The following is a 24,319-nucleotide window of genomic DNA, read 5'->3' as shown; positions in this document are numbered from 1 at the left end:
AATTTAAATGAAAAAGAAATTACTCTGGTTGCCAATACTATTAAGCATGGTGTCAATGCCTGTGCTTGCTGACAATGCTTCTATTGAAGCGCAACTGGCTAAAATGCAAATTAAAGCAGAAAGCATTCAACCAACTCCGATTGTTGGATTAAATGCAGTGTTATCCGATAAAGGTATTTTTTACATTACTGACGATGGTAAATACCTAACAGCAGGCCCTATTTATAATATCAGCAGCGGTGAGCCTGTTAGTATTGCCAATCAAGTTATTATGAAAAAAGTAGATTCACTTAAAAATGAAATGATCGTTTATAAAGCGCGTAATGAACGCCATGTGATCACCATTTTTACTGATATTAGTTGTCCTTACTGTCAAAAACTTCACCAAGAAGTACCTGAACTGAATAAACAGGGAATAACGGTACGCTATTTAGCATTTCCTCGTAATGGTGTTGGCAATAATATTGTGAGTAAAGAAATGAATGCTGTGTGGTGTAGCGGTTTCCCTAATAAATCGTTAGACAGTGCATTTAAAGGTGACAAAATTATTCCCATAGATGAATGTAAAAAAATCAATATTAATGAACATTTTAAATTAGGCACCATGATGGGAATTCAAGGTACGCCTGCTATTGTGTTACCTAATGCGAGTATTTATGGTGGATATATTTCTGCTCAAAACCTTATTGAATTATTAGATAAAAAAGAGAAGTAATCACGTTTTATGGTCACTATTGAACCGACACTACGTCGTCGAATTGCGCAGGCAACTCAATTGCCAGATAATTTAGATCCTTTATTACGACAGATTTATGCTAATCGTGGAATAACATCCGAAGTTCAACTAGAACGATCGTTAAAAGGCTTACTTCATTATCAAGCATTAACCGGAATTGAAGCGGCACTTTCATTGCTCATTGAGGCTTTAAAACAGCAATCTCGTATCGTGATTGTTGGTGATTTTGATGCCGATGGTGCAACCAGTACAGCATTGGCTATCAAAGCATTACGCCAAATGGGATTTAAGCAAGTAAGCTATCATATTCCTAATCGCTTTGATGATGGTTATGGCTTAAGCCCTCAAGTTGTTCATGATGTTGTAAAAAAAGGTGTTGATCTCATTATCACGGTTGATAATGGTATTTCATCTTTTGAAGGCGTGGAGACTGCCCATGAATACGGTATTCGAGTTCTAGTAACAGACCACCATTTGCCCGGACAAACATTGCCTGCTGCTGATGCGATTATTAACCCTAATTTGGCTGATTGCGATTTCTTATCTAAATCATTAGCTGGCGTTGGGGTTACTTTCTATTTAATGACGGCATTGCGAGCTGAATTAGAAAAATTAGGCTGGTTTGAGCAACACAATTTAGCTCGTCCTAATATGGCTGATTTTCTCGATTTAGTTGCATTAGGAACCGTGGCGGATGTTGTTCCTCTTGATGAAAATAACCGTATTTTTGTTTATGAGGGGTTACGTCGTATTCGAGCTGGTCGCTGTTGTGTAGGGATAAAAGCACTTACTGAGGTGTCTCGTAAAGAGCTATCTCAGCTGGTAAGCAGTGACTTAGGTTTTTCTTTAGGGCCACGCTTAAATGCGGCGGGGCGTCTTGATGACATGTCTGTCGGTGTTGCTCTACTTTTAACGGATAATATTGGTTCTGCCCGTGAAATTGCTAATGAACTTGATGGTTTAAATCAAACTCGCCGTGAAATTGAAGCGGGTATGCAAGAAGAAGCCTCCACTATTTTCCGTCAATTTATGGGCACTCAACATGACTTGCCGAATGGTTTAGCAATTTATCATCCAGAATGGCATCAAGGTGTTGTGGGTATTTTAGCGTCTCGCATTAAAGAAAAACTACATCGTCCTGTTATTGCTTTTGCACCTAGCGGTGACGGTCTATTAAAAGGTTCTGGTCGTTCAATCAGTGGTGTACATCTCAGGGATGCGTTAGAACGATTAAATACTTTAAACCCAGGTTTGATGCTGAAGTTTGGTGGACATGCAATGGCTGCTGGGCTTTCACTTGAAGAAGATAAATTCCCACTATTTCAGCGTCATTTTTCGTCTTTAATGTCTGAATTGGTTTCTGACGAGCAGTTGCAAGGTGTTATTTTATCTGATGGTGAACTAACGGAAAATCAATTATCGCTACCTATCGCTGAAATGCTAAGAGAAGCAGGCCCATGGGGGCAAGCTTTCCCTGAGCCATTATTTGACGGCAAATTTACGTTGTTGCAACAACGTATTGTCGGTAGTAAGCATTTAAAAATGATGCTTCAGCCTGTAAACAGTCATCTGATGATTGATGCTATTGCATTTAATGTTGATATCAATATTTGGCCTGATAACAGTATTAAAACCGTTGAATTAGCTTATCGATTAGATGTGAATGAATTTAGAGGGCAAAGAAATGCGCAACTGCTTGTTGAGCACATTTGGCCTTGTTAATACGAATAATTTAAGCAATTTATTGTGATATAAAGTAAAACGTTGTTATGGCAACAACTATTGAGTAGACAATTGTATATAAATGCTATAAACCCGTGGATATATCCGTTACAATATGCGGTTCAAAATTTATTCCAATTGTTTTTGAAAACAACATAAAGACGAAAAAGCATGTTTGAAATCAACCCAGTAAAACACCAAATTGAAGAAGTCTCTGAAAGAACAAATGTTCTCAGGGGGTATCTTTGACTATGATGCCAAGAAAGAGCGTTTAGAAGAAGTTAACGCTGAATTAGAACAACCCGATGTGTGGAATGAGCCAGAAAGGGCGCAAGCATTGGGAAAAGAGCGTTCATCTCTTGAGGCTATCGTAGAAACTATCGACCAATTAGACCAAGGACTAGAAGACGTTTCTGGTTTACTTGAATTAGCGGTTGAAGCTGATGATGAAGAGACATTTAACGAGGCCATTGCTGAATTAGATGTGTTAAATAAAAAGCTTGAGCAATTAGAATTCCGTCGCATGTTCTCTGGTGAATATGACAGTGCGGATTGCTACCTTGATTTACAAGCCGGCTCTGGTGGTACAGAAGCGCAGGATTGGGCAAGTATGCTGATGCGTATGTATTTACGCTGGGCTGAATCAAGAGGCTTTAAAACTGAAATTATTGAAGAATCTGACGGTGATGTCGCAGGATTAAAATCAGCGACTATCAAAATTATTGGTGAGTACGCTTATGGTTGGTTACGTACAGAAACAGGTGTTCACCGCTTAGTTCGTAAAAGCCCATTTGATTCAGGTGGTCGCCGCCATACCTCATTTAGCTCTGCCTTTATTTACCCTGAAGTTGATGACAATATTGATATTGAAATCAATCCAGCTGATTTACGTATTGACGTTTATCGTGCTTCAGGTGCAGGTGGACAGCACGTTAACAAAACAGAATCTGCGGTACGTATAACCCACGTTCCTACAGGTCTTGTCACTCAATGCCAAAACGATCGCTCTCAGCATAAGAACAAAGATCAGGCAATGAAGCAGATGAAAGCGAAGTTGTACGAGCTAGAAATGCAGAAGAAAAATGCAGACAAGCAAGTAATGGAAGATAACAAGTCCGATATTGGCTGGGGTAGTCAAATTCGTTCTTATGTTCTTGATGATTCACGCATTAAAGATTTACGCACTGGTGTGGAAACACGTAATACACAAGCAGTGTTAGACGGTGATCTTGATAAATTTATTGAAGCTAGCTTAAAAGCGGGCCTGTGAGGAAAAACATGTCGCAACAGCAACAAGGTGCGGAGCAGGCACCTGATTTAAATAACGAACTGCAAACACGCCGCGAAAAATTATCCGCTTTACGTGATAATGGTAACGCATTCCCAAATGATTTCCGCAGAGATGCACTGTCTGACGAATTACATCAAAAGTATGATGCAATGAGCGCAGAAGAGTTAGAAGCAGCGAATGTGGAAGTTGCTATTGCAGGTCGTATGATGACTCGCCGTATTATGGGCAAGGCATCTTTCGCTACATTGCAAGACATGGGTGGTCGCATTCAGCTTTATGTTTCTCGTGATGATTTGCCAGAAGGCATCTACAACGAGCAATTTAAAAAATGGGATCTTGGCGATATCTTAGGTGCTCGTGGTCGTGTTTTTAAAACGAAAACAGGTGAATTAAGTGTTCACTGTACAGAAGTGCGTTTATTAACTAAAGCACTGCGCCCGTTACCAGATAAATTCCACGGTTTAGCTGACCAAGAAATGCGTTATCGTCAGCGTTATTTAGATCTGATCTCTAACGAAGAATCACGTAAAACTTTCCAAATTCGTTCACAAGTTATGGCGGGTATTCGTCAATTTATGGTGAACAAAGGCTTTATGGAAGTTGAAACGCCGATGATGCAAACCATTCCTGGTGGAGCAAGTGCGCGTCCGTTTATTACTCACCATAATGCGTTAGATATTGATATGTATCTGCGTATTGCACCTGAACTATATTTAAAACGTTTAGTTGTAGGTGGTTTTGATCGCGTATTCGAAATCAACCGTAACTTCCGTAATGAAGGTGTATCACCGCGTCATAATCCAGAGTTCACTATGATGGAACTCTATATGGCGTATGCAGATTACCGTGACTTAATTGAATTAACGGAAGAATTATTCCGTACATTAACTGAAAATGTACTGGGTTCTTCGTTAGTGAAATACGGCGACCAAGAGTTTGATTTTGGCAAACCATTTGCCAAATTAACCATGAAAGAAGCTATCTGCAAATATCGTCCAGAAACTGTAATGGCTGATCTTGATGATATGGATAAAGCAGTCGCTATTGCTCAATCTATTGGTATTAAGATTGAGAAAAGCTGGGGCTTAGGCCGTGTTCAGTGTGAGATTTTTGAAGAAGTTGCAGAAAGCCACTTAATTCAACCAACTTTTATCATTGAATACCCGGCAGAAGTTTCACCATTAGCTCGTCGTAACGACGATAATCCATTTATCACTGACCGCTTCGAATTCTTTATTGGTGGTCGTGAAATTGGTAATGGTTTCTCAGAACTTAATGATGCACAAGACCAAGCTGAACGTTTTGAAGATCAAGTTCGTCAAAAAGAAGCCGGTGATGCAGAAGCTATGTTCTTTGACCATGACTATATTACGGCATTAGAACATGGATTACCGCCAACAGCAGGTTTAGGTATTGGTATTGACCGTATGGTAATGTTATTTACTGATAGTCATACTATCCGTGATGTCATTTTATTCCCGGCAATGCGTCCTAATAAATAATTGTTACTTCTTAATTAGAATAATAATTAATTTAAAGCCACCGATAGGTGGCTTTTTTATGTTTATTATTAATAGTTTATATTTTTCATGATGATTAAATAATCACTTAAATAAGAAGGGGATTGCTGTTCGATTAGGTGAGCGTATAATCGGAAAAACCAACTGCGGGCGTAGTTCAATGGTAGAACGAGAGCTTCCCAAGCTCTATACGAGGGTTCGATTCCCTTCGCCCGCTCCAACTTATCTTTCCTCAATATCATCTCAATACTCACTATTCAAATCCTATTTTCATTTGTTTTATCAAACCAATAAGCTAAATGTACAGAATAAAAATCTAAATGTTAATTAGATGATAATAATAGTTATTATTATATTGATAATTATTATCATTGGAGTATATTTCTATTCCCCAAATAAGCCATTAAAGGAATATAACCCTATAAATAATATAGTTATTTTGTTTTCATTCATTGTTCAAAAAGCTAATAGTTATTCAAATTTATTAGATAAATGACAGATGGGTTTTTAACATTCATCAAATTACTTGATGATTTAAAACGATTGATAGTTGATAAGTGAAAGGCATTACTTAAATGATATTTCAAGCAAAGAAAAATATAATAACCTTGGTTATTTTATGCACATCAACGTCATCTTTAGCCAGCCAAAATACGCCAGCAAATCAAGAAGACAAACTTGTTGTTACCGCAAATAAAACTAAAACAGATATTAAGCATATTAATACAAAAGATATTAGTACGATAAGAGGAACGACTAATTCAGATATCTTTGCTAATGAAACATCGCTTCAAAGCAATAACTCTAGAAATGAAGCTGGGGCACTTGATATTGGTATTCGCGGATTACAAGGAAATGGCCGTGTTCCTATCATTATTGATGGAAGTCTACAATCAACCAATACTTGGCGAGGTTATCAAGGAAGTGCAGACCGAACATATATTGATTCAGACTTAATTGATTCTATTGAAATAGAAAAAGGCGCTTCCATGAGTAAATTCTCTGGGGGAGCGATAGGCGGAACCGTTAAGTTAAAAACGATTTCAGCAAATAGCATTATCCCTCAAGGGGATCAAGTCGGCTTTCTGTTTAAAGGCAGTCTCTATAATAATAATGTGCGACCAACAGTGAGTTCGAGTGAAGAAAATGAAGGTAGTTATCAGCCATCAACAGATTTAAAAAGTACACATTTTAATAATGGTTCTTATACTGCTGGTGTGGCATATAGAAATGATAAATTTGACTTTTTAATCGCTTATAGTGACCGTACGCAAGGTAACTTTATTGCGGGTAAACATGGGTATGACAAATATAAACAGACGGATGCGCCGATTAAACCTGGTCAGGAAGTCGTTAATACCAGTTATGAAAGCCAGTCAACTTTATTGAAATCCAATATCTATTTTAATGCTGATTCCAGCCTAGAAATTAATTATCGTCACCATGAACAAAAGGCAGGTGAAGTTCTTGCCGCTTATTGGTATCAATATGATGGAAAAATGTCTCAATGGACACTCGGTAGCGCCAAAATAGATACAACATCTGTAAATTACTCTTATAAACCAGAATCGATTTTAGTGGATATGAATGTCGGTGTTTGGTGGACAAAAGGGAGATTTAATCAAAGAAATGGCTTAACGGATGATGTTACTGCTCATAATGGAAATCAATATAAACATAAATACAATGATGAACGTATTGGTTTTAATATAGAAAATACATCTCAGTTTGCGAATCAGCCAATAGATATCACTTATGGTATTGAGTATATGACTCAAACGACAAAACCATTAACCAAAAGATACGAATCTAATTGGAGCCCTGAGGGTACAACGCCAGGTAAAGAGCTTCCTCCTGCAAATCGGAATGCAAAAGGGATAACGAGCTCATTGTTTAGCAATATTGCTTATAAAGGTGAATGGATTGATACATTGGGTGGTTGGCGTATTCATTCATTTAAAGTAGAAGATCATATTGCTGGAAAAACAACAACATATGGGCCTAAAAATGATTTCTTTGGTGAGATCCGTTTCCATGTGACACCAGACTTAGATCTTTATAGTAAATATTCAGATACTTATAGAGAACCAAGTTTATTTGAAAGCTCTGTATCAGATCAAACATATTCTTATAACCCTAAGTATCCGATTAAACCTGAAAATGCACGATCTTTCGAAGTTGGTATCCATTTAGATAAAGATAATCTTATTTTTGATGAAGATAATACGTCATTACGTATTGCTTATTTCAACAATGATATTAAGAATTACCTTTCTCAAGGGGTAAATCCAAATGGTGGATATTATCCTGAGTCTTATGTTATTACTAAGAATTACGATAAATTTAAATTATCAGGTTATGAAGTTGAATTAAAATATGATTCAAATTATCTTTTCGGTTCCGTTGATGCGACTTTCTATAATAAAGCTAATTTATGTTCAAAAGCTGAAATGGAATTAGGTCGTCTTGAATCAGCCTGTAATTCTGTTGGCTTTGCATGGGGATTATCGCCATCAAGAATACCACCAGAGAAAATTTTCTCCGGAATAGCGGGTATCAAAATGTTTGATCAAAAATTACAAACAGGTGTTAGGGTTCGTTATAATTCAGGAAAAGATTATCCTCAAAAATGGTTAGTTGGGACGGCAGCTGCACCTGTTCAGAAATTATACTCATCAACAACTGTCGATCTTTTTGGTAAGTACGCATTAAGAAAAAACATCAACTTCACATTTAATATTGATAACTTAACGGATCGTTATACATTTGATCCTGGTACGGTTATTTATATGCCAATTCCAGGACGTACTGTTAGATTTGGGATAGAAACCACTTTCTAACTATTAAATACGAACACCTCAAGTCACGTATAACTTGAGGTGTTTTTTATTAATTGATTAAATTAAGAATATTCCAAAATTTATTTCCTCCCCAAATTATCTTTTTATTTCTTTAACACTTCTTATTTGTTATTTAAGTCACTAAATTTATAATTTATTGATTTTATGGTGTTTTTTGTTTTTTATATTAAATTATAAAAAATGATACATAAGTAACATTTTTGCTTCTCTTAACTAACTCTTTTTATGTATAGAAAATAAAAAACCAATTTATAAAAAACTTTAGTAAAAAATTAAAATAAATTGAAAAAGTGTCGATAAGAGTACATTACGCCCTATTGGGCTTACTTTATCTTGTTAGTTGAGAAATTCGATGCAGAAACTTCGTAACATTACTATTCGTCTGATGATGATAATCATACTGGGGACTTTATGTGTGTTATTTGGCAGTGTGAGTCTTTATAGCGCATGGTCACTATCACAAATATCTGAAGGCAATCGGGCTGATAATCAAATAATAAAGCAAATGGCCGCACTCAGTCAGGGAAATGACCAATACTTTCGTTTTACTTCGCGACTTAATCGTTTGGTAGAACAAAAAGCAGAGGGTAAAGAAGTTGACTTTGCACAAGCACAAATCGCAATGGAGAACATGGAGAAACAGATTGCATATATGAAATCTGTTTCTCCGGGGCCGATGGATGCAAAAGTATCAAAAGAGCTAATGGATGTATGGCAAACGCTTTTTGAGCAAGGAGTAAAAAAGCAAATGGAGTTAGCGCTCAATGGTACTATTGAGCAATATGAACACCATGCAAAAAATGTAACGCCTACGTTGAGCCGTGAATTGGGTAATGTGAGTGAAAACTTTAATAATGCCGCAAATATAAAAATTGATAGAACTATTGCAGAGGTGGATGAGCTTATCGAAGTGACACAAATCGTTATTATCATTAGTGCTATTTTAGGAGGAATTATTCTGATCCTCACTGATCGTTATTTAGTGTCAATGTTACAAAAACCACTCGAAAGTATTCGCCAACATTTTGTGAAAATTACAGAAGGTGATTTGAGTCAGCCACTTGAGCCTTTTGGTAATAACTGTGCTGGGCGATTAATACCATTATTGAATGGAATGCAAAATAGTTTACATGAGGCAGTAAGCACTATCCGTCAGGGAAGTGACAGTATTTATCGAGGTGCATCTGAAATTGCCAAAGGAAATAATGATTTGGCGTCTCGTACTGAAGAACAAGCGACGGCACTAGAGCAAACAGCAGCAAGTATGGAAGAAATCACAGCTGCCGTTAACCAAAATATGGAACATGCTTATCAGGCGAGAGAATTGGCTGAAGTCGCATCAGTGACTGTTGAAAAAGGTAATGAATTAGCTGAATTAGTTGTAACAACAATGGATGGGATCTCTGATAGTTCAAGTAAAATAGCAGATATCATCACTGTCATTAATAACATTGCATTTCAAACGAATATACTGGCTTTAAATGCGTCAGTCGAAGCTGCAAGAGCAGGAGCTCATGGGCGAGGATTTATGGTTGTCGCTAATGAAGTGCGCAATTTAGCTGGAGATAGCGCAAAAGCCGCTAAAGAGATTGAAGTCCTGATTGCTGATTCCACAACGCGTGTAAGAAAAGGTGCCAGTTTAGTGAGTGATATGGAAAAAACAATGGAAGATATTTTGACTGGAGTAAAGCAGGTCACTTCAATAATGAAAGAAATCACTATTGCATCAGAGGAACAAAGTAAAGGAATTGGTCAAGTGAGTGTAGCAATTACTCAAATGGATGGCGTAACACAACAGAATGCCTCTTTGGTTGAACAGGTCTCAGCAGCTGCTATTTCGTTAGAAAGACAGACCGAAGAACTACAATTATCAGTACAAAAATTCAATCTAGTGCATCATTAATATCAAGATACGTCCATAAATCATGTGTCTAAGGTGGTAAGTTTTTACTCGTTAGGCGCATAGATGAAATAAACAAAGGTACATATATTATTCTATATTTATTCAATATTGATAAGATATTTGCTCAATCAGCTAGCCAATCAGTCATTGATTAAGTATCAATATGATGATAATTTTTCTCAATCCGTCTGAAAGTTAAAAAAATTTTATAAAATAGGCTATTTATAAGGAATTAATTCATTTATTTTATTTTTAATAAATTACGGAATGTTTTCTATTTTGTTTTTTATAATCAATCAATCATTGATTATGTTTTCTTTAAGATGATTTTAATTTCTTAAAGGCGCTAATATAATTTACCTCAAAATTAAATAATAATAAAAAGAGGTGTATGGATGATATAGCGCCAACTTTTTAGATCATTTTTTTTATATATTGTTCTGTCTTGGTTATAACATCTTTGTATTGAGGATGATTGATATAGGCATCATTGACGGTTTTGTTTATATCTTGAATTGCGATTTCTTTTTGTTTGTCTGTTAAAGTCAATAACAATGCCTTTAATACTACTTTTAATGCTGCAATTTCATACTCTATATTGACAACTTTTTTTTCCATATGACCCTCAAAAACAATGCTATATTACTGTATGATTAATTATTTTTTATATTAATTAATTGTTTAAGTAAAACCAAGGAAAAAATAAATCAGTCAAAAAGAATAAGGATTTTGTGATATTTTTGTTGAAAAATAAAATTATGAATATTTGAGCTAGGAAACAATAACTTAATAAATTTCACTTAATGCTATATTAACAGGAAGAAATTAAAGCATATTCTATTTAACAAAATAAGTAGGATGCAATATGCACCCTATAATATTTTGTGAAACATAAATTTTAATAACTCTATTTACTAAGCTTGAGTGAGTTTTTTTACATATTGCTCTGTTAAGTTAATAACTTCATTAAGCTGAGGATATCGATTTGATGTATCTTCAATTACAATAGATATATTGCCGAGCATATCTCTTCGTTGTTTATCACTTAGCGTGGAAAGTAAAGACTTGATAACAATTTTCAGTGCCGCAATTTCACACTCAATTTCTTTTAAATTTTTATCCATGGTTTACCTGCCAGTATTTAATGGATGAGTAATATAGGTAATTTTTTTGTTTATCACAATTATGGAAGCATATTATTTAGAGATGTATCGCACATTATGCCTAATATTCTAATCTAATATAAATTATTAGAAATAATTATCAAATTCTAAATTCCACCAATGAATATCGATAGAAATTTATTGATATTTTCGAACTTTGAGGTGACTGAGCGATGTAGTGTATTTTGATCTTGTATCTGTTTTTATTTAAATTGCTTTACTTTTGCTTATATAATAAGCATTTTCATTATAATTGTAATGTGTGTCTTTTCAGGATGGTCTAAATTAGTCTTGATGTGTTGTTTAATATTAAAATGAGGTGGTTATATTATTTAGTAAATATTAAAACATCTATCAGTGGTGATTTATTCATAGATGAGAAATAGAACACTTTATTTTTTTAATGGTCAAAAAATGAAAATAAAAAGAGCAATGTATTAAGAACAAAGCTCTTTTTAGTGGTATTGATTATTGATTATTTTGTCTTACAAAAGCGACATAAGCATCAACCCAATTTTGCATAAAATGTGCTGTTTTTTCAGAAAATTCTCCATCTTCAACCATGCCATCATACCACTTCAGATAACACTCAGGCTGATTTAAGGTCGGCATATTTAAGAAAGATAGCGAGTTACGTAGATGCTGTTGTGCTATAGCTGTACTAATATTACCAGTTGAAACACCGATAATACCCGCAGGAATTTTATCCCAAGCATTCATTCCATAAGGGCGAGATGCTTGGTCAAGCGCATTTTTGAGGACACCAGGAATAGAACGATTATATTCTGGTGTGACAAAGATAATGCCTTGGCACTCTTTTATGTGTTTCTTGAAACTGATAACAGCAGAAGGTGTATTATTGTCATCATCTTGGTTATAGAGAGGAAGATTACCGATATCGATAAAATCGTGACTAAACTCTTTAGGAAATAACTTAACTAATGCATTTGCTGTTTGTTTGTTATGCGAATCTTTTCTTAAACTACCGACAACAATACCTATTTTAAAATGATTCATTTTAGTTCTCCTATATTGAAGGATAGAAAAAATATCAGTGACAATATCTGATATTCATTTCTTGATTTTATCTTAGTCGTTAAAGAACGATAACAAAATATAAGCTTAATTTTTACACGTAAATGGTGTAAATAAATGATAAAATTAGTATTATTATTTTTATTATTATCTGGTATTATTTTACTGAAATAAAAAATAACCAGTTTATATGACAACATTTTTACTAAATAAATCCGATATTCAAAAAATGACATCTTTAGTGTGATGTAGGTAGTGTTTTGAGAAAAAATAAATGAAATGATAGGAGCACTCATTGCAACCTTGAGTGTTAGCCTATTTATTTAGTATGCAGTAGGTAATAGAAAATTATAATAAAATGGCTTAAAATGCGACAACTCATATGCTCTTATTTAAGTCTGATCGGGATTAAGGAAAAATGATGTCCTTATTACAAAATAAAAAGAATGTCCTTGCTGTATTTATAACAACCAGCATTCTCGCTTTGTCTGGGTGTGTTTGGCCAGATCAAACACGTCCAGTTGAGACGCCAGCACCGGTGCAAGCTCCAGCAACACAGCCCGTTGCTGTGACTCAGCCAGTAGCAACAGCACAACCGATTTCTATGACACCTACAGCAGGGGCTGTTGACAGTGGCGTAGATGCAAGAAAATTAGGATTAGCACCACAAAGCGCTTGTATTAAACAACTTGATTCTCTAAAAACTTTTTCTCCATCGGACTATCAATCCATGATGAGTTCATTTAAAGAAATTAGTGAAATTAATGCGATGTACCGTAGTGTTCAAGGTACTGCAAGTAAAGATAGCTTAGATTTACTAAAAATGAGTATTGAATCAAAAACAGAAGTTTTGTGTGCAAAAGTTCGCTATCTGTCGATTATGTCAGTTAATTCGACATTGAAAAAACTAGGTGAATAATTACTATGAAATTAAAGCAGAGTGTTTGTCTCGCTTTTATGCTGTTTCCAACACTGTCGTTTGCCAATAATGAGTTTAATTCTGTTATTGAAGATTTTGACCGTTATTTTGAAACGCAAGAGCCAATTAAAATTGAGCCTAAAACATCTGCTACAATTTCATCGTCAACGAGAACCGGTCAGGCTAATCGTGGAGTAAACCGAGCAACAACGGTATCTCAACAAAACAAGCCAGAGCAACGAGTTAAGCCGTCTACACCAGCAGAAACAGATAATCAGGTTGTCGAGCCTGTAAAGACACCTGATATCACGCTGGCTGAAAATTGCCCAGTCTTATCTTCAGATTATTCTAAATTTAAGAGTGATAATACTCGTTATTTGACCCCATTACTCTCATTTGTTCCGATTAAACCTCAGTTTACACCCGAAGATCTTAATCGGTATCAGTATAGAAATAATGCTACGGTTTATAATCCATTAGCGCTTTATTCGAAAGAAAGTTATTCAAAACCTCAACAAAATCAAAATTTCTTATTAGATATTATTCCAGGCACATTTTATTCTGTGACTGCAATTCCTTTCCATTTTGTATATCAATTTAATCGCTCTGTGCTCGATCATAAACAACCTCTTTTTAATAAAACGTTGTTGAATCGTTTAGCCGACACAAGAAATAAATATCAAACTCTGTATCAGAAATATACAGAGCAAACACTAGCGTTAAAGGAACATTTAGAAAAACTTCAAAATGCGAATAACCAAATTAAGCAATTGGAACTATCGCTGGCTGAAACAGAAGAAAAATTAGCGACTGCAAATAACTTACTCAATGATGATACATTGAAACAAGCTGTTGCCAAGCTACAAACAGACCTGAAAGAAACAAAAGAAGAACGTGATTTATTAATTAAGCAATTAGCAGATAAAGAAAACGTGTTAAGTGCAACAACTGCAAAAAACACAGAGCTAGCAAAACAACAACAAGATTTCGAAAAACAATCAGAAATACTTAAAAATTTAGAAGTGAAATTTACTCAACTTGAGCAAGAAAAAGAGCAATTACAATCTCAGTATTTGCAGGCTCAAGCACTACTAAAAGATGATAGTGCTAAAAAAGAAATTGATAAGTTACAAAAGTCACTTGAGAGTACGAAAGCCGAACAAGAAAAACTATTAAGTCAATTAAATGAAAAACAAACATTATTGACTAAAATCGAGCAAGAAAAAGAAAATGTTCAAGCTCAATATGTACAAGCTGAACAATTACTCCAAGGTAGTCGTGAACAAAAAGAACAAGAGTTAGCCAAGCTAGAAGCTGTAAAAAATAAAGAAATAGTAGCATTAGAAAAATCGTTATCGACAATAACCAATGAACAAACTAATTTGGCCAAGCAACTGGCTGATGTACAGAGCCAATTAGCAACCATTAAAAAAGAAAAAGAAGATATTCAATCTCAATTTGTTCAGGCACAATCTTTATTAAAAGATAATACTGCGAAAAAAGAGATAGAGAAACTACAAAGTACATTATTGAAAATCACATCAGAACGTGAAGATTTATCTAAAGAGCTTGCATTAAAAGTAGCAGATGCAGAAAAACAACAAGATGCTAATAACAAACTTGTTGATGAACAACGTCAAGAGATAGCACAATTAAAAACACAAGTTGAAAAGAATAACCAAGAACAAAATCAACTTAATAAATCACTTTTAGCTGTTCAACAGCAAAAAGAGCAGGCTGATGAAAAGCTGAAAGCTATACCAGAATTAAAATTACAATTAGAGAGTAAAATAACAGAATTAGCTGACCTGAAAAAAAGCTTATCTGCAGGTGAAAAAGCGGTTGATAATTTAATTACAGATAAAAATAATTTAATTTCTAAATTAGAAAAAGCACAAAATGAGTTGTCAGCTAAATATCAAGCATTAGATACCCAATTTAAAGAAAGTAATATTGCATTAGCACAATTAACAGTGAGCCAAACAGAAAGTGCCAAGGCATCTGCATTATTGGAAAAGCAACTTACTGAAAAACAAAATGCTGTTGATAAATTAAGTAATCAATTAGCTGATGTAAAAGCACAATTAGAAAAACAAAATATAGAAAGTACACAGCAAATTAGTGTATTAAAGCAACAGCAAACAGAAGCAATTGGGCAATCAAAACAGCAAGAAAAGATATTAGCTGACACCCAAAAAGAGATGCTTGATATCACCAAACAGCTTGAAACTCAACGTGCATTAACTCAATCTTTAGAAGAAAAGAGTACGCAATTAAACGAGCAAATTAAGGCAAAAGAAGCTGAATTAGCGAAAGCTAATACTGAGACAAGCAATGTATTAAAAGAAAATAAAACATTGAAAGAGCAACTTGAGAAAATAGCAGGTGAAGGGCAAATGATTGCAGGGCAACTTGCTTATGCTTATTCAATTATTGGTAAAGATAATGCTCAACGCAATAAGTCTATTCTATCTGAGATTCAAAAACAAAATTATATACAGTATGACGATAATACCTATTTTAAAATTTTAAAACAGGGTAAACCTGTTGATTCAATTGCAGGTAAAACGGTTATATTTACGATGCATGAAGAGTTAACTGACGGGACTGTAACGCTTAATTATGATAAAGCTAAACCACTTACTTTACCTTACCGCCAACTACCATTACCACTGAATACCTTTATTGCTAAAGCTGGTATCAATGGTAAAGCTAAAATTTATATAAAACCAGGTGGTGGCTATGGAAAAAATGGTGTTCCTGGACAAGTACCACCGGAATCAATGTCTATTGTGACAATTGAAGTTTTAGACGTTAAATAAATGATTAAATGATAGTATCAGCTCTTTTTTTCTTTAAAAGAAGAGCTGATTTTTATTCATCTCCATAAAAATAGATCATTCTTTAAACAAAGATCCCTTTCTAATAACCAATCTTTTAATTTATGACAATTTTCAGGAGCCTCTGGAATGCTATTTAAAATCTCCCATAAAGGTTTTAATAGTTCAGAATTCGGTGTTACATTACGTATATAATCTAGTGTATTAGTAATTTCAATATTAAATACGGGTTCGGTTTCCCAATGTTCTAAGAGTAACTGAATACTTTTTTGTAATAAGTCATTAATGACAATCAATCTAACATTATCTGTACTAAGTTTAATATTGATATCATCTAAAGATAGAAAAGAGTCTTTTATATTTGATAATTGTTTTTCTTCAAATGACTTAATGTTTTCACATTGCTTAATTTGAAGCTCAAGCTCTTTTTTTGTTTCATAGAGAGTGAATAATTGAGGTGTAATATGTTGAGCCCACCAAATAAAAAGTGGTTTTATAATAGCTTGAATTAAGCGCATATGCTCATTGATATTAACGGTTGCTCTTAATGACTGATCCCAATCCATTACAGTAAAAGCAGAATATAACCGCGGTGGATGAAAAGAACGGGAAATCTCAATGATGTCGCGAATGTCCTCTTTAGTAATAACGATAAAGCAATGTTTTTTCCGTAAAAACCATGTGGATTGTAATAAGCTATCTAAACTTTCACGGCATAGTACGCGAGATAATATTTTTATCTGTTGCTCGTTTATATTGTATTCGTTAGTAATACTTTCATTGATATGCAAAGAAAACTGTAGGTTAAATAGTCTATCTACAGTTTTTTTATCATTGCTAGCCATCATTTTTTTTAGTAATGCTAAGTAGTCATAATAATGAGGTTGGGGAGGGAATCTATTTTCTTTTATCACGATATACAACTCACTCATAAGAATAAATTCTAAGCATTCTAACGATGAATGGCTTTTTTATATTATGATAATCGACCGGATTTTTTATAATTTTAATCTAAGGTTTCTCGCTTTGCTCGGTGTCATGTTAAAACGACGATGGTAGCTTTGTGTAAAGTAAGATTGACTTGAAAAACCAGATTCCATTGATATATCAACGATACTCATCTCAGTGGTAAGTAGTAACTGATGTGCATAAATGATCCTTCTTTCACAAATCCATGTTCTTGGGGACGTTCCATAGACATGGTTAAAAAGCTCTTTAAATGTTGTTAATCCCATACCAAATTCACGAGCAAATTGTTTGAGTTTCCAATTTTTTAAGTGATTTTTTTCCATAAACAGTTTTAAACGATCGATTTGGCGGTGACTGAGTTGGCGCAATAATGCCATTAAATCTGAGCCTTGTTCGGTTGAAAGCAAAAGGATTAAAAGTTCTTCAATTCGTAACTGTGTAAATGTTTCAGGGCAAGAGTGAATAGTAATATATTCAAAACCATTACTACAAAACTGTATAAGAGGTGAATTTTGGAAACAGATAAATGCACTCGAAAAATCCTCATCTCTTTCTATTTGACTGAGAATATCATTGTATTTTGATGTGAAACCTCTTAAAAAATCATCAGAGAGAGGTATGTAAATAATCTCTGCTGGTTCTGTAGCGGGTGTTTTTATTGTGTAATTACCTTGCTGTAAAAAAATAATCTGATCTTGATGAACCGTTACTGTATCAGTGCAATTTTGTAAAATAAGTATGTTTTTTCGTATTATAAAGAGTGCTTTTTGTTCATTTTCTAGTATTTGATATTGTGGATAAAAATAAGATTTCTTTTGAATCAAGCAATCATATTGGTTTTTATTATCACATTGTATGGTATTCATTTTTCGCCCAAAAAATCATTATATTAGTATCACTGTGTTTTTATAAAAATAAATATAATAGTATTTACAAAAACACTTCTTTATTATTTAAATGCTATTAAAAATAAAAAAAAGAATGTTTTCTTTAATTTGATGTGGTTTTTTTTTAGATATTAGACATTGAATTTCTATTGCTAATTTAAGATAAGGAACGTTGTTGATTTTAAGATGTTATTAATGATTTGCAAAAGAAAATTAAAGATAGGAAAAATTTAATCAGTAACAATAAAGGATGCTAAACATATTTATGTAATAAATAATTTACATTTTATTTTTTTATTATTAAATGTATTGTATAACAAATAGTTGGATTTATTGTTTTTCTTTACAGTGTAAAGAGATAGTAAGTGCATTTAGAATGTAACTATACTCTTTGTTTTTTTAATTGTAGTTTATTTGATATCAGTTTGTTGCTATTTGGGGGTAATTGAGTGTTTTTTGTGTGCAAGAAAACTTAAGATTAAATTAATTTCATTTATTTTAAATAACTTACCGTTATTATAACCTGCGTTTTTATAAGTTCTATAAAATGGAAAACAAAAAATTTAATAAAAATAAGTTTCTTCTTATTAAGAAGAGGTAGTTCTTTTTCTTACTGCTTTTCATTTATGCGACTGTGGTCTCAGATTTTCAATAGAAGCAAATAGAGTAGAGCTTGTTAAGTTTAAATATTTTTCCTAAATAAAAAGATAAGTATGTACATATAATGTTAATTTGTATTAAAAAATATTTATCTAAAAAAGAGTGATGTTTTCACAAGTTACTTACATTAAAGTTGGGTTATTTAAATAAATAGCTTTATAGCTTTATTCTATTTATGCAATTTCTCTTAAGGGACAAATCAATAAACTAAAAGGTAATAATGGCCTTATTATTGGCATCATGCTTAGCGTAAATTTATTAAAATGGTGAATGCATAAGTGTATTTATTGTCAGGGAGGTAGGGTATAGCTAATTATGGAGAATAAGCGGACACTGCGAAATATTATATTTAGTGGGATATGGATAATTTGGACTCTTGCATTAATCGCCTTTTGGCGTTCTAAAATGGCAGGAGAGTTTTTGATTATCTTGATCCTAATTTTTAGCATTATTATTTATTCCATGACTTTGAGGTTAAAAAAAACCGCTATGTTTAGTCGTAAAACTGAAACACCAAAAGTAGCAGAACCTGTTACACCAGTCATAACAGAAGAGAAAAAACCGATGCCAGAGCAGAAACTGTATACTATTATTGCAAAAGGAACGGTATTCCAAGGTGATATTAATGTCGATGGCGATATCCAAATTTGGGGTAAAGTATCAGGAAATATTAATGTCAAAGATGGTGTTATTCGTGTTATGCATGCAGGACAAGTTGAAGGTGAATTAACTGCGCCTGATATTATTATTGATGGTTTTGTTAAAGGCATTTGTGCTGCAAATAATCTAGATATTTTAGAGCATGGCGAGTTACGTGGTACCAGTCGTTGTGGAAGTATGTCTATTAAGCGTGGTGGTATTTTTACAGGGCAATCAGAGCAAGTTGAACATCAAGCTAAATCCGTTGCTCAACAACGAGTGGTTTCAATCAAAGAAAGTGCTAATGTAAATAAAGATAAAGTAACGGCACCTGTAGAAAACCAACTAAAAGAAAATAAAAAATAAGTCTTCTTTTTATTATTTTTTGCTTGTCCTATTTTATCGATATTACCTTAGTTCTGTATAAATAGAGAATAACGATGAATTTAGAGACTCCTAGACTACACTTACGAGAATGGCGTGAAAGTGATAAAGCGCCATTTTTTTATGAAGTTAACTCCTCATCTGAAGTAATGCGTTACTTTCCTTGCACTTTATCTCAATTAGAAAGCGATAAAATGGTTGAGACTATCCGTGAAAAATTTATTCAGCAAAATGGATGGGGAATGTGGGCGGTTGAATTAAAAGAAACTCAAGAATTTATTGGCTTTGTTGGGTTAAATATTCCAGCAGCCTCTTTACCTTTTAGTCCTTGTGTAGAAATTGGCTGGCGTATAGGGCAAAAGTATTGGCGTAAGGGATATACTTATGAGGCCGCTTTAGCTGTATTTAAATTTGCTTTTGAAACGTTGAAACTAGATGAAGTTGTTGCTTTTACCGCTGTTTCAAACCTTCCGTCTCAAGGTGTGATGCAAAAATTAGGTATGCATCAATCTGATAACTTCTTTCATCCCGCATTAGATAAAACTCACCCTTTAGCGGAACATGTTTTATATCGATTGAATAAATCTGACTTTATTTTTCAGTTGAACGATTTTCAGTTGAACGAATAGTACGCTTTTTTTCAGGAAGCGGAGGTACAGGTTTTTTATCATCAATAAGATGACGTATTGCCAAAATTGGATGATAAATCAGCATCCGTGGGCCAGCCCAACGCATGATTTGTTTCATGGTTTCTCTTTTTATAGGTTGGTAACAATGGATAGGACACTGCTTACAGGCGGGTTTGTCTTCACCATAGCGACATTTATCTAATCTGTTGTAGGCATAATCGATTAATTTTTGATAATAATCTGAGTCGGTTTCAGGATGTGATTTTGCATAAAGAGAAACCATTTTTTGAATGGTTTGTTTCTCACGAGAAATTCTTTTTCCTGACATATCTTTCTCTCTTAATAATGTTGCATTTATTATACATCTTATCATTAAGCCTATAGAGACGCTAAAAAATTATTTAATGAACAATGATGAAAAAATTTTAGTAAAAAGGCTTTTCTTTTTTCTTAGAATATAATACTGTATTTATATACAGTTTATTTGCCTTTAAATGGTGAAACCAATGCGTGTGGAAATTTTATTTAATAAACAATCTAAGATAACCGACTCATTATTTCCGCTTTTAGAACACGAACTAAGAAAAAAGATCATTCCAGAATATCCAGATATGCAGTTTCGTATCGCTTTTAGTAGCATGAACTCAATTCAAGTTACAGGCATAAAAGATGAAACTAAGCACGAACATATTATGGAACTTATTCAAAGTGTTTGGGAAGATGATTCTTGGTTACAAACAGATGATGATTAAAGTTCAATAAATAAAGTCCTTACGATTGCCAGAAATAATGGTCTTTTATTTTTTAAAGTTAAAAGCACATTAACTAGAAAAGGAAATCACTGGCAATCGAGTTTTAAACTGTATATTTATCAATGGCGACAAATTTTATTTTCACTTGTTGTAAAGCCACCTTCAGCAGGAATAAATTTCCCTTTCTTTTCTAAGAAATCAACTAATTCAGTTGCTGTCATATTTTCAGCTGAACAAGTATGAAATCGAGAGTCATTGCCAAATTGCTGATGAATAGCATCAATAAGTGACGCTTTGGTAAAAGCCGTATCTGAAGAAAGGATCATTTGTAAAACTTCATGACCATGGATCGATGACATGTTGAACCCCTAAAAAAACAAAAGATACATTAATTATGCATCTTTATGGGGTGATATCTTTGCTTTTAATCATAAAAAGCGATGACATCTATCATCGCTTTAAAAAGATCATTATTTTTCACTTCTCTGAAGTATTTTTTGCATTTCATCTTTGAGATGAAGTTTTTCTTTTTTTAGTTTGACCACTTCATCATTATAGCCTGCTCCATTAGGGCCTTCTAATTTTGCAATTTCTTGATTGAGTCGGTGATGTTTATCGTAGAGAGCCTGAAAGCGAGGATCACTGTTTCTTAGTTGAGAAACAAGGGCTTGTTGATCTGAGAACATATAACCTCCTATGAAAAGAAATTGGGTCTCTATTTCAGTATAATCATAGATTGGATATCTGCATGGTGGAGTATCACAAATTTACATTTCATAAAAAAACATGATTTTTCTTTTTAAAACATTCAGAATTATCCTCTCATAGTGATATTTACTAAGATGTTAGCATTCAAGCACTAAAAATATTAGTATTCAGATAATGAGCAATAAAAACATCTGACTAATTTTATTAACAGCGAAGTGTTCGCTGTAAAAATGGAGAAAGTGATGAACAAAGTAATATTATCTTTAGTAGCAGCAATGTCTTTATCTGCGTGTGCACAAGCTACCGACAGTTTAGATAAAGTTGCGCCTTATCCTAAAGCTCAAGAAAATCAAGTTCGTCATGTTATCGAGTTAGAACAAAAAGATAATGAAGGTAATTACCAAGTTGAGCTAATCGTTGGCAAAGAGCTAAAAGTAGATTGTAATCATCAGTGGTTTGGTGCCGAACTAGATGAAAAGAATTTAGAAGGTTGGGGCTATAGCTATTATGTTGTTAGTGATTTAAATGGCCCAATGTCTACTATGATGGGTTGTGCGGATAACACGAAGAAAGATGCTTTTGTTCAGGCCAATATGGGCTCTGATGCCTTCATTCGTTATAACAGCAAATTACCTATTGTTATTTATGCACCAAAAGACGTTGATGTGAAATACCGTATTTGGTCTGCTGCTGATACTGTCCAAGATTCAGTTAAAAAATAACAGCTAGCTTTATTTAAAACGACCTTAATTTACTAAAAGCCCTTTGTTATTGAAACAAAGGGCTTTGTTATTATTGAAGTGACAGATTAACGGATAACTAAAACTGACATTTTTGCATGACGTACAATAGATGATGCTGTTGAACCTAATAAGTAGGATGAAACATTAGGTCGATGCGAAGCAATCGCAATTAAATCAGCGTCAATGTGGCGGGCATATTCTAAAATTTCATCTTTTGCATTACCAACACCCACATTACATATAATTTGCTCATCAGGAATTTTCGCATCTTTGATCATTTCTTGTAGTGCGACAAAAGCAAGACGAGTGCGTTCTGATGAATCTTTGAATTTTTCAGGAATAGCCGCAAATTCAATACCAAAGAAAAGTTCGGCGTTAGGGATAACGGTGAGGAAGTGGATCTCAGGTTTACCCACCTTTGCAATTTGTTCAATGTGAGCGATCAGTTCCTGAGAAAGTTCATCTTCTAAAATATCAATAGGAACTAGGATTTTCTTATACATTACAAACCTCACTTAGCGTTAGTTTAAAATATTTACTATTATTACATAATAGTGAAAAATAGCTGTGATCTGTGTTTTAAATAAGAGTGAGAATGATTATTTACTGCTTTACATTATAAATCATAAAAAAGTAAATACTGGCTGAAATAATATCAAAAATATAATTAAAATAAGTTATACACCTTAACTTACTGACAGAAAAGCAATTAATAATATCGTCTTAAAAATAAAAAATCTTTACCTTGTTCTCAAAGAGAAAATGCATAAAAGAATGATTATCAATTATATTATTGTTCTGTATCTATAAGATTTTATTAGTAAAAATAAGAGACATAAAGAATTAAATATGGCATATTAATAGGTAATGACATCTCAATATGATGTCTGGACAGCAATCTTAGTCCCTAAACTGGATTGTTATTCAGAGTCGTCCTTTATCCTCACCAATGAGTTATGGAACCTGAAATAACCTATGGAACTCTATTTAGCTATTATAAATAGAGTAGGCTATTTAAAACCAAATAAGATTATTATTATGACACATAATCACATTGATGATATTGAGTTGGATCGGGCTAGTAATACGCAGTCTGAAAAGTTTAAAGCAGCTAAAAAAAGCACGTTAGTGAGCGTTTTTGTTAATATTTTTTTATCCATTTGGCAAATTACCGTAGGTTTTTTCTCACACTCTCAAGGCTTAATTGCAGATGGTATTCACTCACTTTCTGATCTTATTGCTGATTTTGTTGTTTTAATTGCTAATAAAGGCAGTCAAAAACAACCTGACGCAGATCACCCTTATGGTCATCTGCGTTATGAAAACGCAGCTTCACTTATCCTTGGAACTATTTTATTAATTGTCGGCTTAGGAATGGTGGTTTCTGCAATCCATAAAGTTTTAGATCCCTCAACTATTCCTGAAGTCCATCGCGTTGCATTGTATGTTGCTTTATTAGCGTTAGCGGCCAAAGAAGGGCTTTTTCGTTACATGCTTGGTGTCGCTAAAAAAGTAGATTCTAATATGCTGGTCGCGAATGCATGGCATGCGCGCTCAGATGCCGCCTCTTCATTAGTTGTTGCTATTGGTATTCTTGGTAGTCTTGCTGGATTTAAGCTCTTCGATCCGCTTGCAGCATTAATTGTAGGTTTATTTGTTGGCCGTATGGGATGGCGTTTTACTTATCAAGCCTTGCAAGATTTAATGGACAGAGGGGCAGACGAAGAAACCTTGGAAGAAATTAAACAGAAACTGATTACAACCCCAGGTGTGCAAGGTGTGCATGATTTAAAAACCCGCCGTTCAGGTGATTATTTATTGGTAGATGTACATCTTGAAATAAAAGGGGATCTCACTGTTAGCGAAAGCCATGAGATTGTCGTTAGTGCTCGCAATAATGTTTTGCAAAATAAGCAGATATTAAGTGTGATGGCTCACGTAGATCCTGCTTAAATTAA

The 24,319-nt window shown here is 33.8% G+C and carries 22 protein-coding genes and 1 tRNA gene; 14 read left to right on the top strand and 9 right to left on the bottom strand.

Translation table 11 applies throughout. The annotated features are described in order from the left end of the window. Window positions 1-7: 7 nt before the first annotated feature. The 7 genes from dsbC to DK866_RS01390 all read left to right on the top strand — a co-directional run bounded on the left by dsbC (window position 8) and on the right by DK866_RS01390 (window position 10,033). Window positions 8-715: a bifunctional protein-disulfide isomerase/oxidoreductase DsbC gene (dsbC, locus tag DK866_RS01420; RefSeq protein WP_072069225.1), complete on the top strand. Its 708-nt coding sequence runs from the start codon at window positions 8-10 to the stop codon at window positions 713-715. A 9-nt stretch (window positions 716-724) separates the two neighbouring features. After that, a complete protein-coding gene (recJ, locus tag DK866_RS01415) occupies window positions 725-2,458 on the top strand; it encodes a single-stranded-DNA-specific exonuclease RecJ (protein ID WP_109407421.1) in 1,734 nt (577 codons plus the stop codon). Window positions 2,459-2,629: 171 nt separating this feature from the next. Continuing rightward, a protein-coding gene (gene prfB, locus DK866_RS01410) for a peptide chain release factor 2 (protein WP_099074846.1) occupies window positions 2,630-3,728 on the top strand; the annotation gives its coding sequence in 2 pieces (ribosomal slippage) (window positions 2,630-2,704 and window positions 2,706-3,728; 1,098 coding nt in all). 8 nt (window positions 3,729-3,736) lie between these two features. Continuing rightward, on the top strand, window positions 3,737-5,251 hold the full coding sequence (gene lysS, locus DK866_RS01405; RefSeq protein WP_072069223.1) for a lysine--tRNA ligase: 1,515 nt from the start codon (window positions 3,737-3,739) through the stop codon (window positions 5,249-5,251). Window positions 5,252-5,415: 164 nt separating this feature from the next. Then, window positions 5,416-5,489 (top strand) — tRNA-Gly (locus DK866_RS01400). A 355-nt stretch (window positions 5,490-5,844) separates the two neighbouring features. After that, window positions 5,845-8,109: a TonB-dependent receptor domain-containing protein gene (locus DK866_RS01395; protein WP_109407420.1), complete on the top strand. Its 2,265-nt coding sequence runs from the start codon at window positions 5,845-5,847 to the stop codon at window positions 8,107-8,109. A 373-nt stretch (window positions 8,110-8,482) separates the two neighbouring features. Further along, window positions 8,483-10,033 carry a methyl-accepting chemotaxis protein gene (locus DK866_RS01390; RefSeq protein ID WP_109407419.1) on the top strand — a complete coding sequence of 517 codons (1,551 nt, stop codon included), beginning with the start codon at window positions 8,483-8,485 and terminating at the stop codon, window positions 10,031-10,033. A gap of 414 nt (window positions 10,034-10,447) precedes the next feature. On the opposite strand, the gene DK866_RS01385 is transcribed toward DK866_RS01390, so the two are convergent. The 3 genes from DK866_RS01385 to DK866_RS01375 form a co-directional block, all read right to left on the bottom strand. Next, window positions 10,448-10,651, bottom strand: coding sequence for a hypothetical protein (locus DK866_RS01385; protein ID WP_109407418.1), 204 nt, complete (start codon window positions 10,649-10,651; stop codon window positions 10,448-10,450). A gap of 296 nt (window positions 10,652-10,947) precedes the next feature. Next, entirely contained in the window at window positions 10,948-11,157 is a 210-nt protein-coding gene (locus tag DK866_RS01380; RefSeq protein WP_072069219.1) for a sigma-S stabilization anti-adapter protein IraP, read from the bottom strand. A gap of 507 nt (window positions 11,158-11,664) precedes the next feature. After that, window positions 11,665-12,213 carry an NADPH-dependent FMN reductase gene (locus DK866_RS01375; protein WP_109407417.1) on the bottom strand — a complete coding sequence of 183 codons (549 nt, stop codon included), beginning with the start codon at window positions 12,211-12,213 and terminating at the stop codon, window positions 11,665-11,667. Between the two features lie 439 nt (window positions 12,214-12,652). Here DK866_RS01375 and DK866_RS01370 point away from each other — a divergent pair, with 439 nt between their 5' ends. Both DK866_RS01370 and DK866_RS01365 read left to right on the top strand, forming a co-directional pair. Further along, window positions 12,653-13,150: a hypothetical protein gene (locus DK866_RS01370; RefSeq protein WP_244179635.1), complete on the top strand. Its 498-nt coding sequence runs from the start codon at window positions 12,653-12,655 to the stop codon at window positions 13,148-13,150. A gap of 5 nt (window positions 13,151-13,155) precedes the next feature. After that, the gene (locus tag DK866_RS01365) at window positions 13,156-15,972 is read left to right on the top strand and encodes a sugar transporter (protein ID WP_109407415.1); all 2,817 of its coding nucleotides are present in this window, start codon (window positions 13,156-13,158) and stop codon (window positions 15,970-15,972) included. A gap of 56 nt (window positions 15,973-16,028) precedes the next feature. Here the strand turns inward: DK866_RS01365 and DK866_RS01360 are convergent, their stop codons facing one another. Then, window positions 16,029-16,922 carry a T3SS regulon anti-activator ExsD domain-containing protein gene (locus tag DK866_RS01360; protein ID WP_109407414.1) on the bottom strand — a complete coding sequence of 298 codons (894 nt, stop codon included), beginning with the start codon at window positions 16,920-16,922 and terminating at the stop codon, window positions 16,029-16,031. A gap of 66 nt (window positions 16,923-16,988) precedes the next feature. Further along, the gene (locus DK866_RS01355; RefSeq protein ID WP_109407413.1) at window positions 16,989-17,825 is read right to left on the bottom strand and encodes a helix-turn-helix transcriptional regulator; all 837 of its coding nucleotides are present in this window, start codon (window positions 17,823-17,825) and stop codon (window positions 16,989-16,991) included. Window positions 17,826-18,995: 1,170 nt separating this feature from the next. Between DK866_RS01355 and DK866_RS01350 the strand changes: the two genes are divergently transcribed. Both DK866_RS01350 and DK866_RS01345 read left to right on the top strand, forming a co-directional pair. Beyond that, window positions 18,996-19,511 carry a bactofilin family protein gene (locus DK866_RS01350; protein ID WP_227335824.1) on the top strand — a complete coding sequence of 172 codons (516 nt, stop codon included), beginning with the start codon at window positions 18,996-18,998 and terminating at the stop codon, window positions 19,509-19,511. 74 nt (window positions 19,512-19,585) lie between these two features. After that, window positions 19,586-20,158, top strand: coding sequence for a GNAT family N-acetyltransferase (locus DK866_RS01345; RefSeq protein ID WP_109407411.1), 573 nt, complete (start codon window positions 19,586-19,588; stop codon window positions 20,156-20,158). On the opposite strand, the gene DK866_RS01340 is transcribed toward DK866_RS01345, so the two are convergent. Beyond that, on the bottom strand, window positions 20,121-20,486 hold the full coding sequence (locus DK866_RS01340; protein WP_109407410.1) for a nitrous oxide-stimulated promoter family protein: 366 nt from the start codon (window positions 20,484-20,486) through the stop codon (window positions 20,121-20,123). The two genes, DK866_RS01345 and DK866_RS01340, sit on opposite strands and share 38 nt — an antisense overlap. Before the next feature lie 178 nt (window positions 20,487-20,664). On the opposite strand from DK866_RS01340, the gene DK866_RS01335 reads away from it, so the two are divergent. Beyond that, window positions 20,665-20,910: a DinI-like family protein gene (locus DK866_RS01335; RefSeq protein ID WP_162556965.1), complete on the top strand. Its 246-nt coding sequence runs from the start codon at window positions 20,665-20,667 to the stop codon at window positions 20,908-20,910. A 119-nt stretch (window positions 20,911-21,029) separates the two neighbouring features. Here DK866_RS01335 and DK866_RS01330 read toward each other — a convergent pair whose 3' ends face one another. After that, on the bottom strand, window positions 21,030-21,269 hold the full coding sequence (locus DK866_RS01330; protein ID WP_109407408.1) for a YecH family metal-binding protein: 240 nt from the start codon (window positions 21,267-21,269) through the stop codon (window positions 21,030-21,032). Between the two features lie 111 nt (window positions 21,270-21,380). After that, a complete protein-coding gene (locus DK866_RS01325; protein ID WP_109407407.1) occupies window positions 21,381-21,596 on the bottom strand; it encodes a DUF465 domain-containing protein in 216 nt (71 codons plus the stop codon). Between the two features lie 252 nt (window positions 21,597-21,848). On the opposite strand from DK866_RS01325, the gene eco reads away from it, so the two are divergent. After that, a complete protein-coding gene (gene eco / locus DK866_RS01320; RefSeq protein ID WP_109407406.1) occupies window positions 21,849-22,340 on the top strand; it encodes a serine protease inhibitor ecotin in 492 nt (163 codons plus the stop codon). Window positions 22,341-22,426: 86 nt separating this feature from the next. Here eco and DK866_RS01315 read toward each other — a convergent pair whose 3' ends face one another. After that, window positions 22,427-22,864 carry a universal stress protein gene (locus DK866_RS01315; RefSeq protein ID WP_023581562.1) on the bottom strand — a complete coding sequence of 146 codons (438 nt, stop codon included), beginning with the start codon at window positions 22,862-22,864 and terminating at the stop codon, window positions 22,427-22,429. 535 nt (window positions 22,865-23,399) lie between these two features. Here DK866_RS01315 and DK866_RS01310 point away from each other — a divergent pair. Then, window positions 23,400-24,314: a cation diffusion facilitator family transporter gene (locus DK866_RS01310; protein WP_109407552.1), complete on the top strand. Its 915-nt coding sequence runs from the start codon at window positions 23,400-23,402 to the stop codon at window positions 24,312-24,314. The last annotated feature ends 5 nt before the right edge of the window (window positions 24,315-24,319 follow it).

The sequence above is a fragment of the Proteus genomosp. 4 str. ATCC 51469 genome (genome assembly GCF_003144375.1).
Lineage (GTDB): Bacteria > Pseudomonadota > Gammaproteobacteria > Enterobacterales > Enterobacteriaceae > Proteus.
This window is presented reverse-complemented; position numbering and strand designations above follow the sequence as displayed.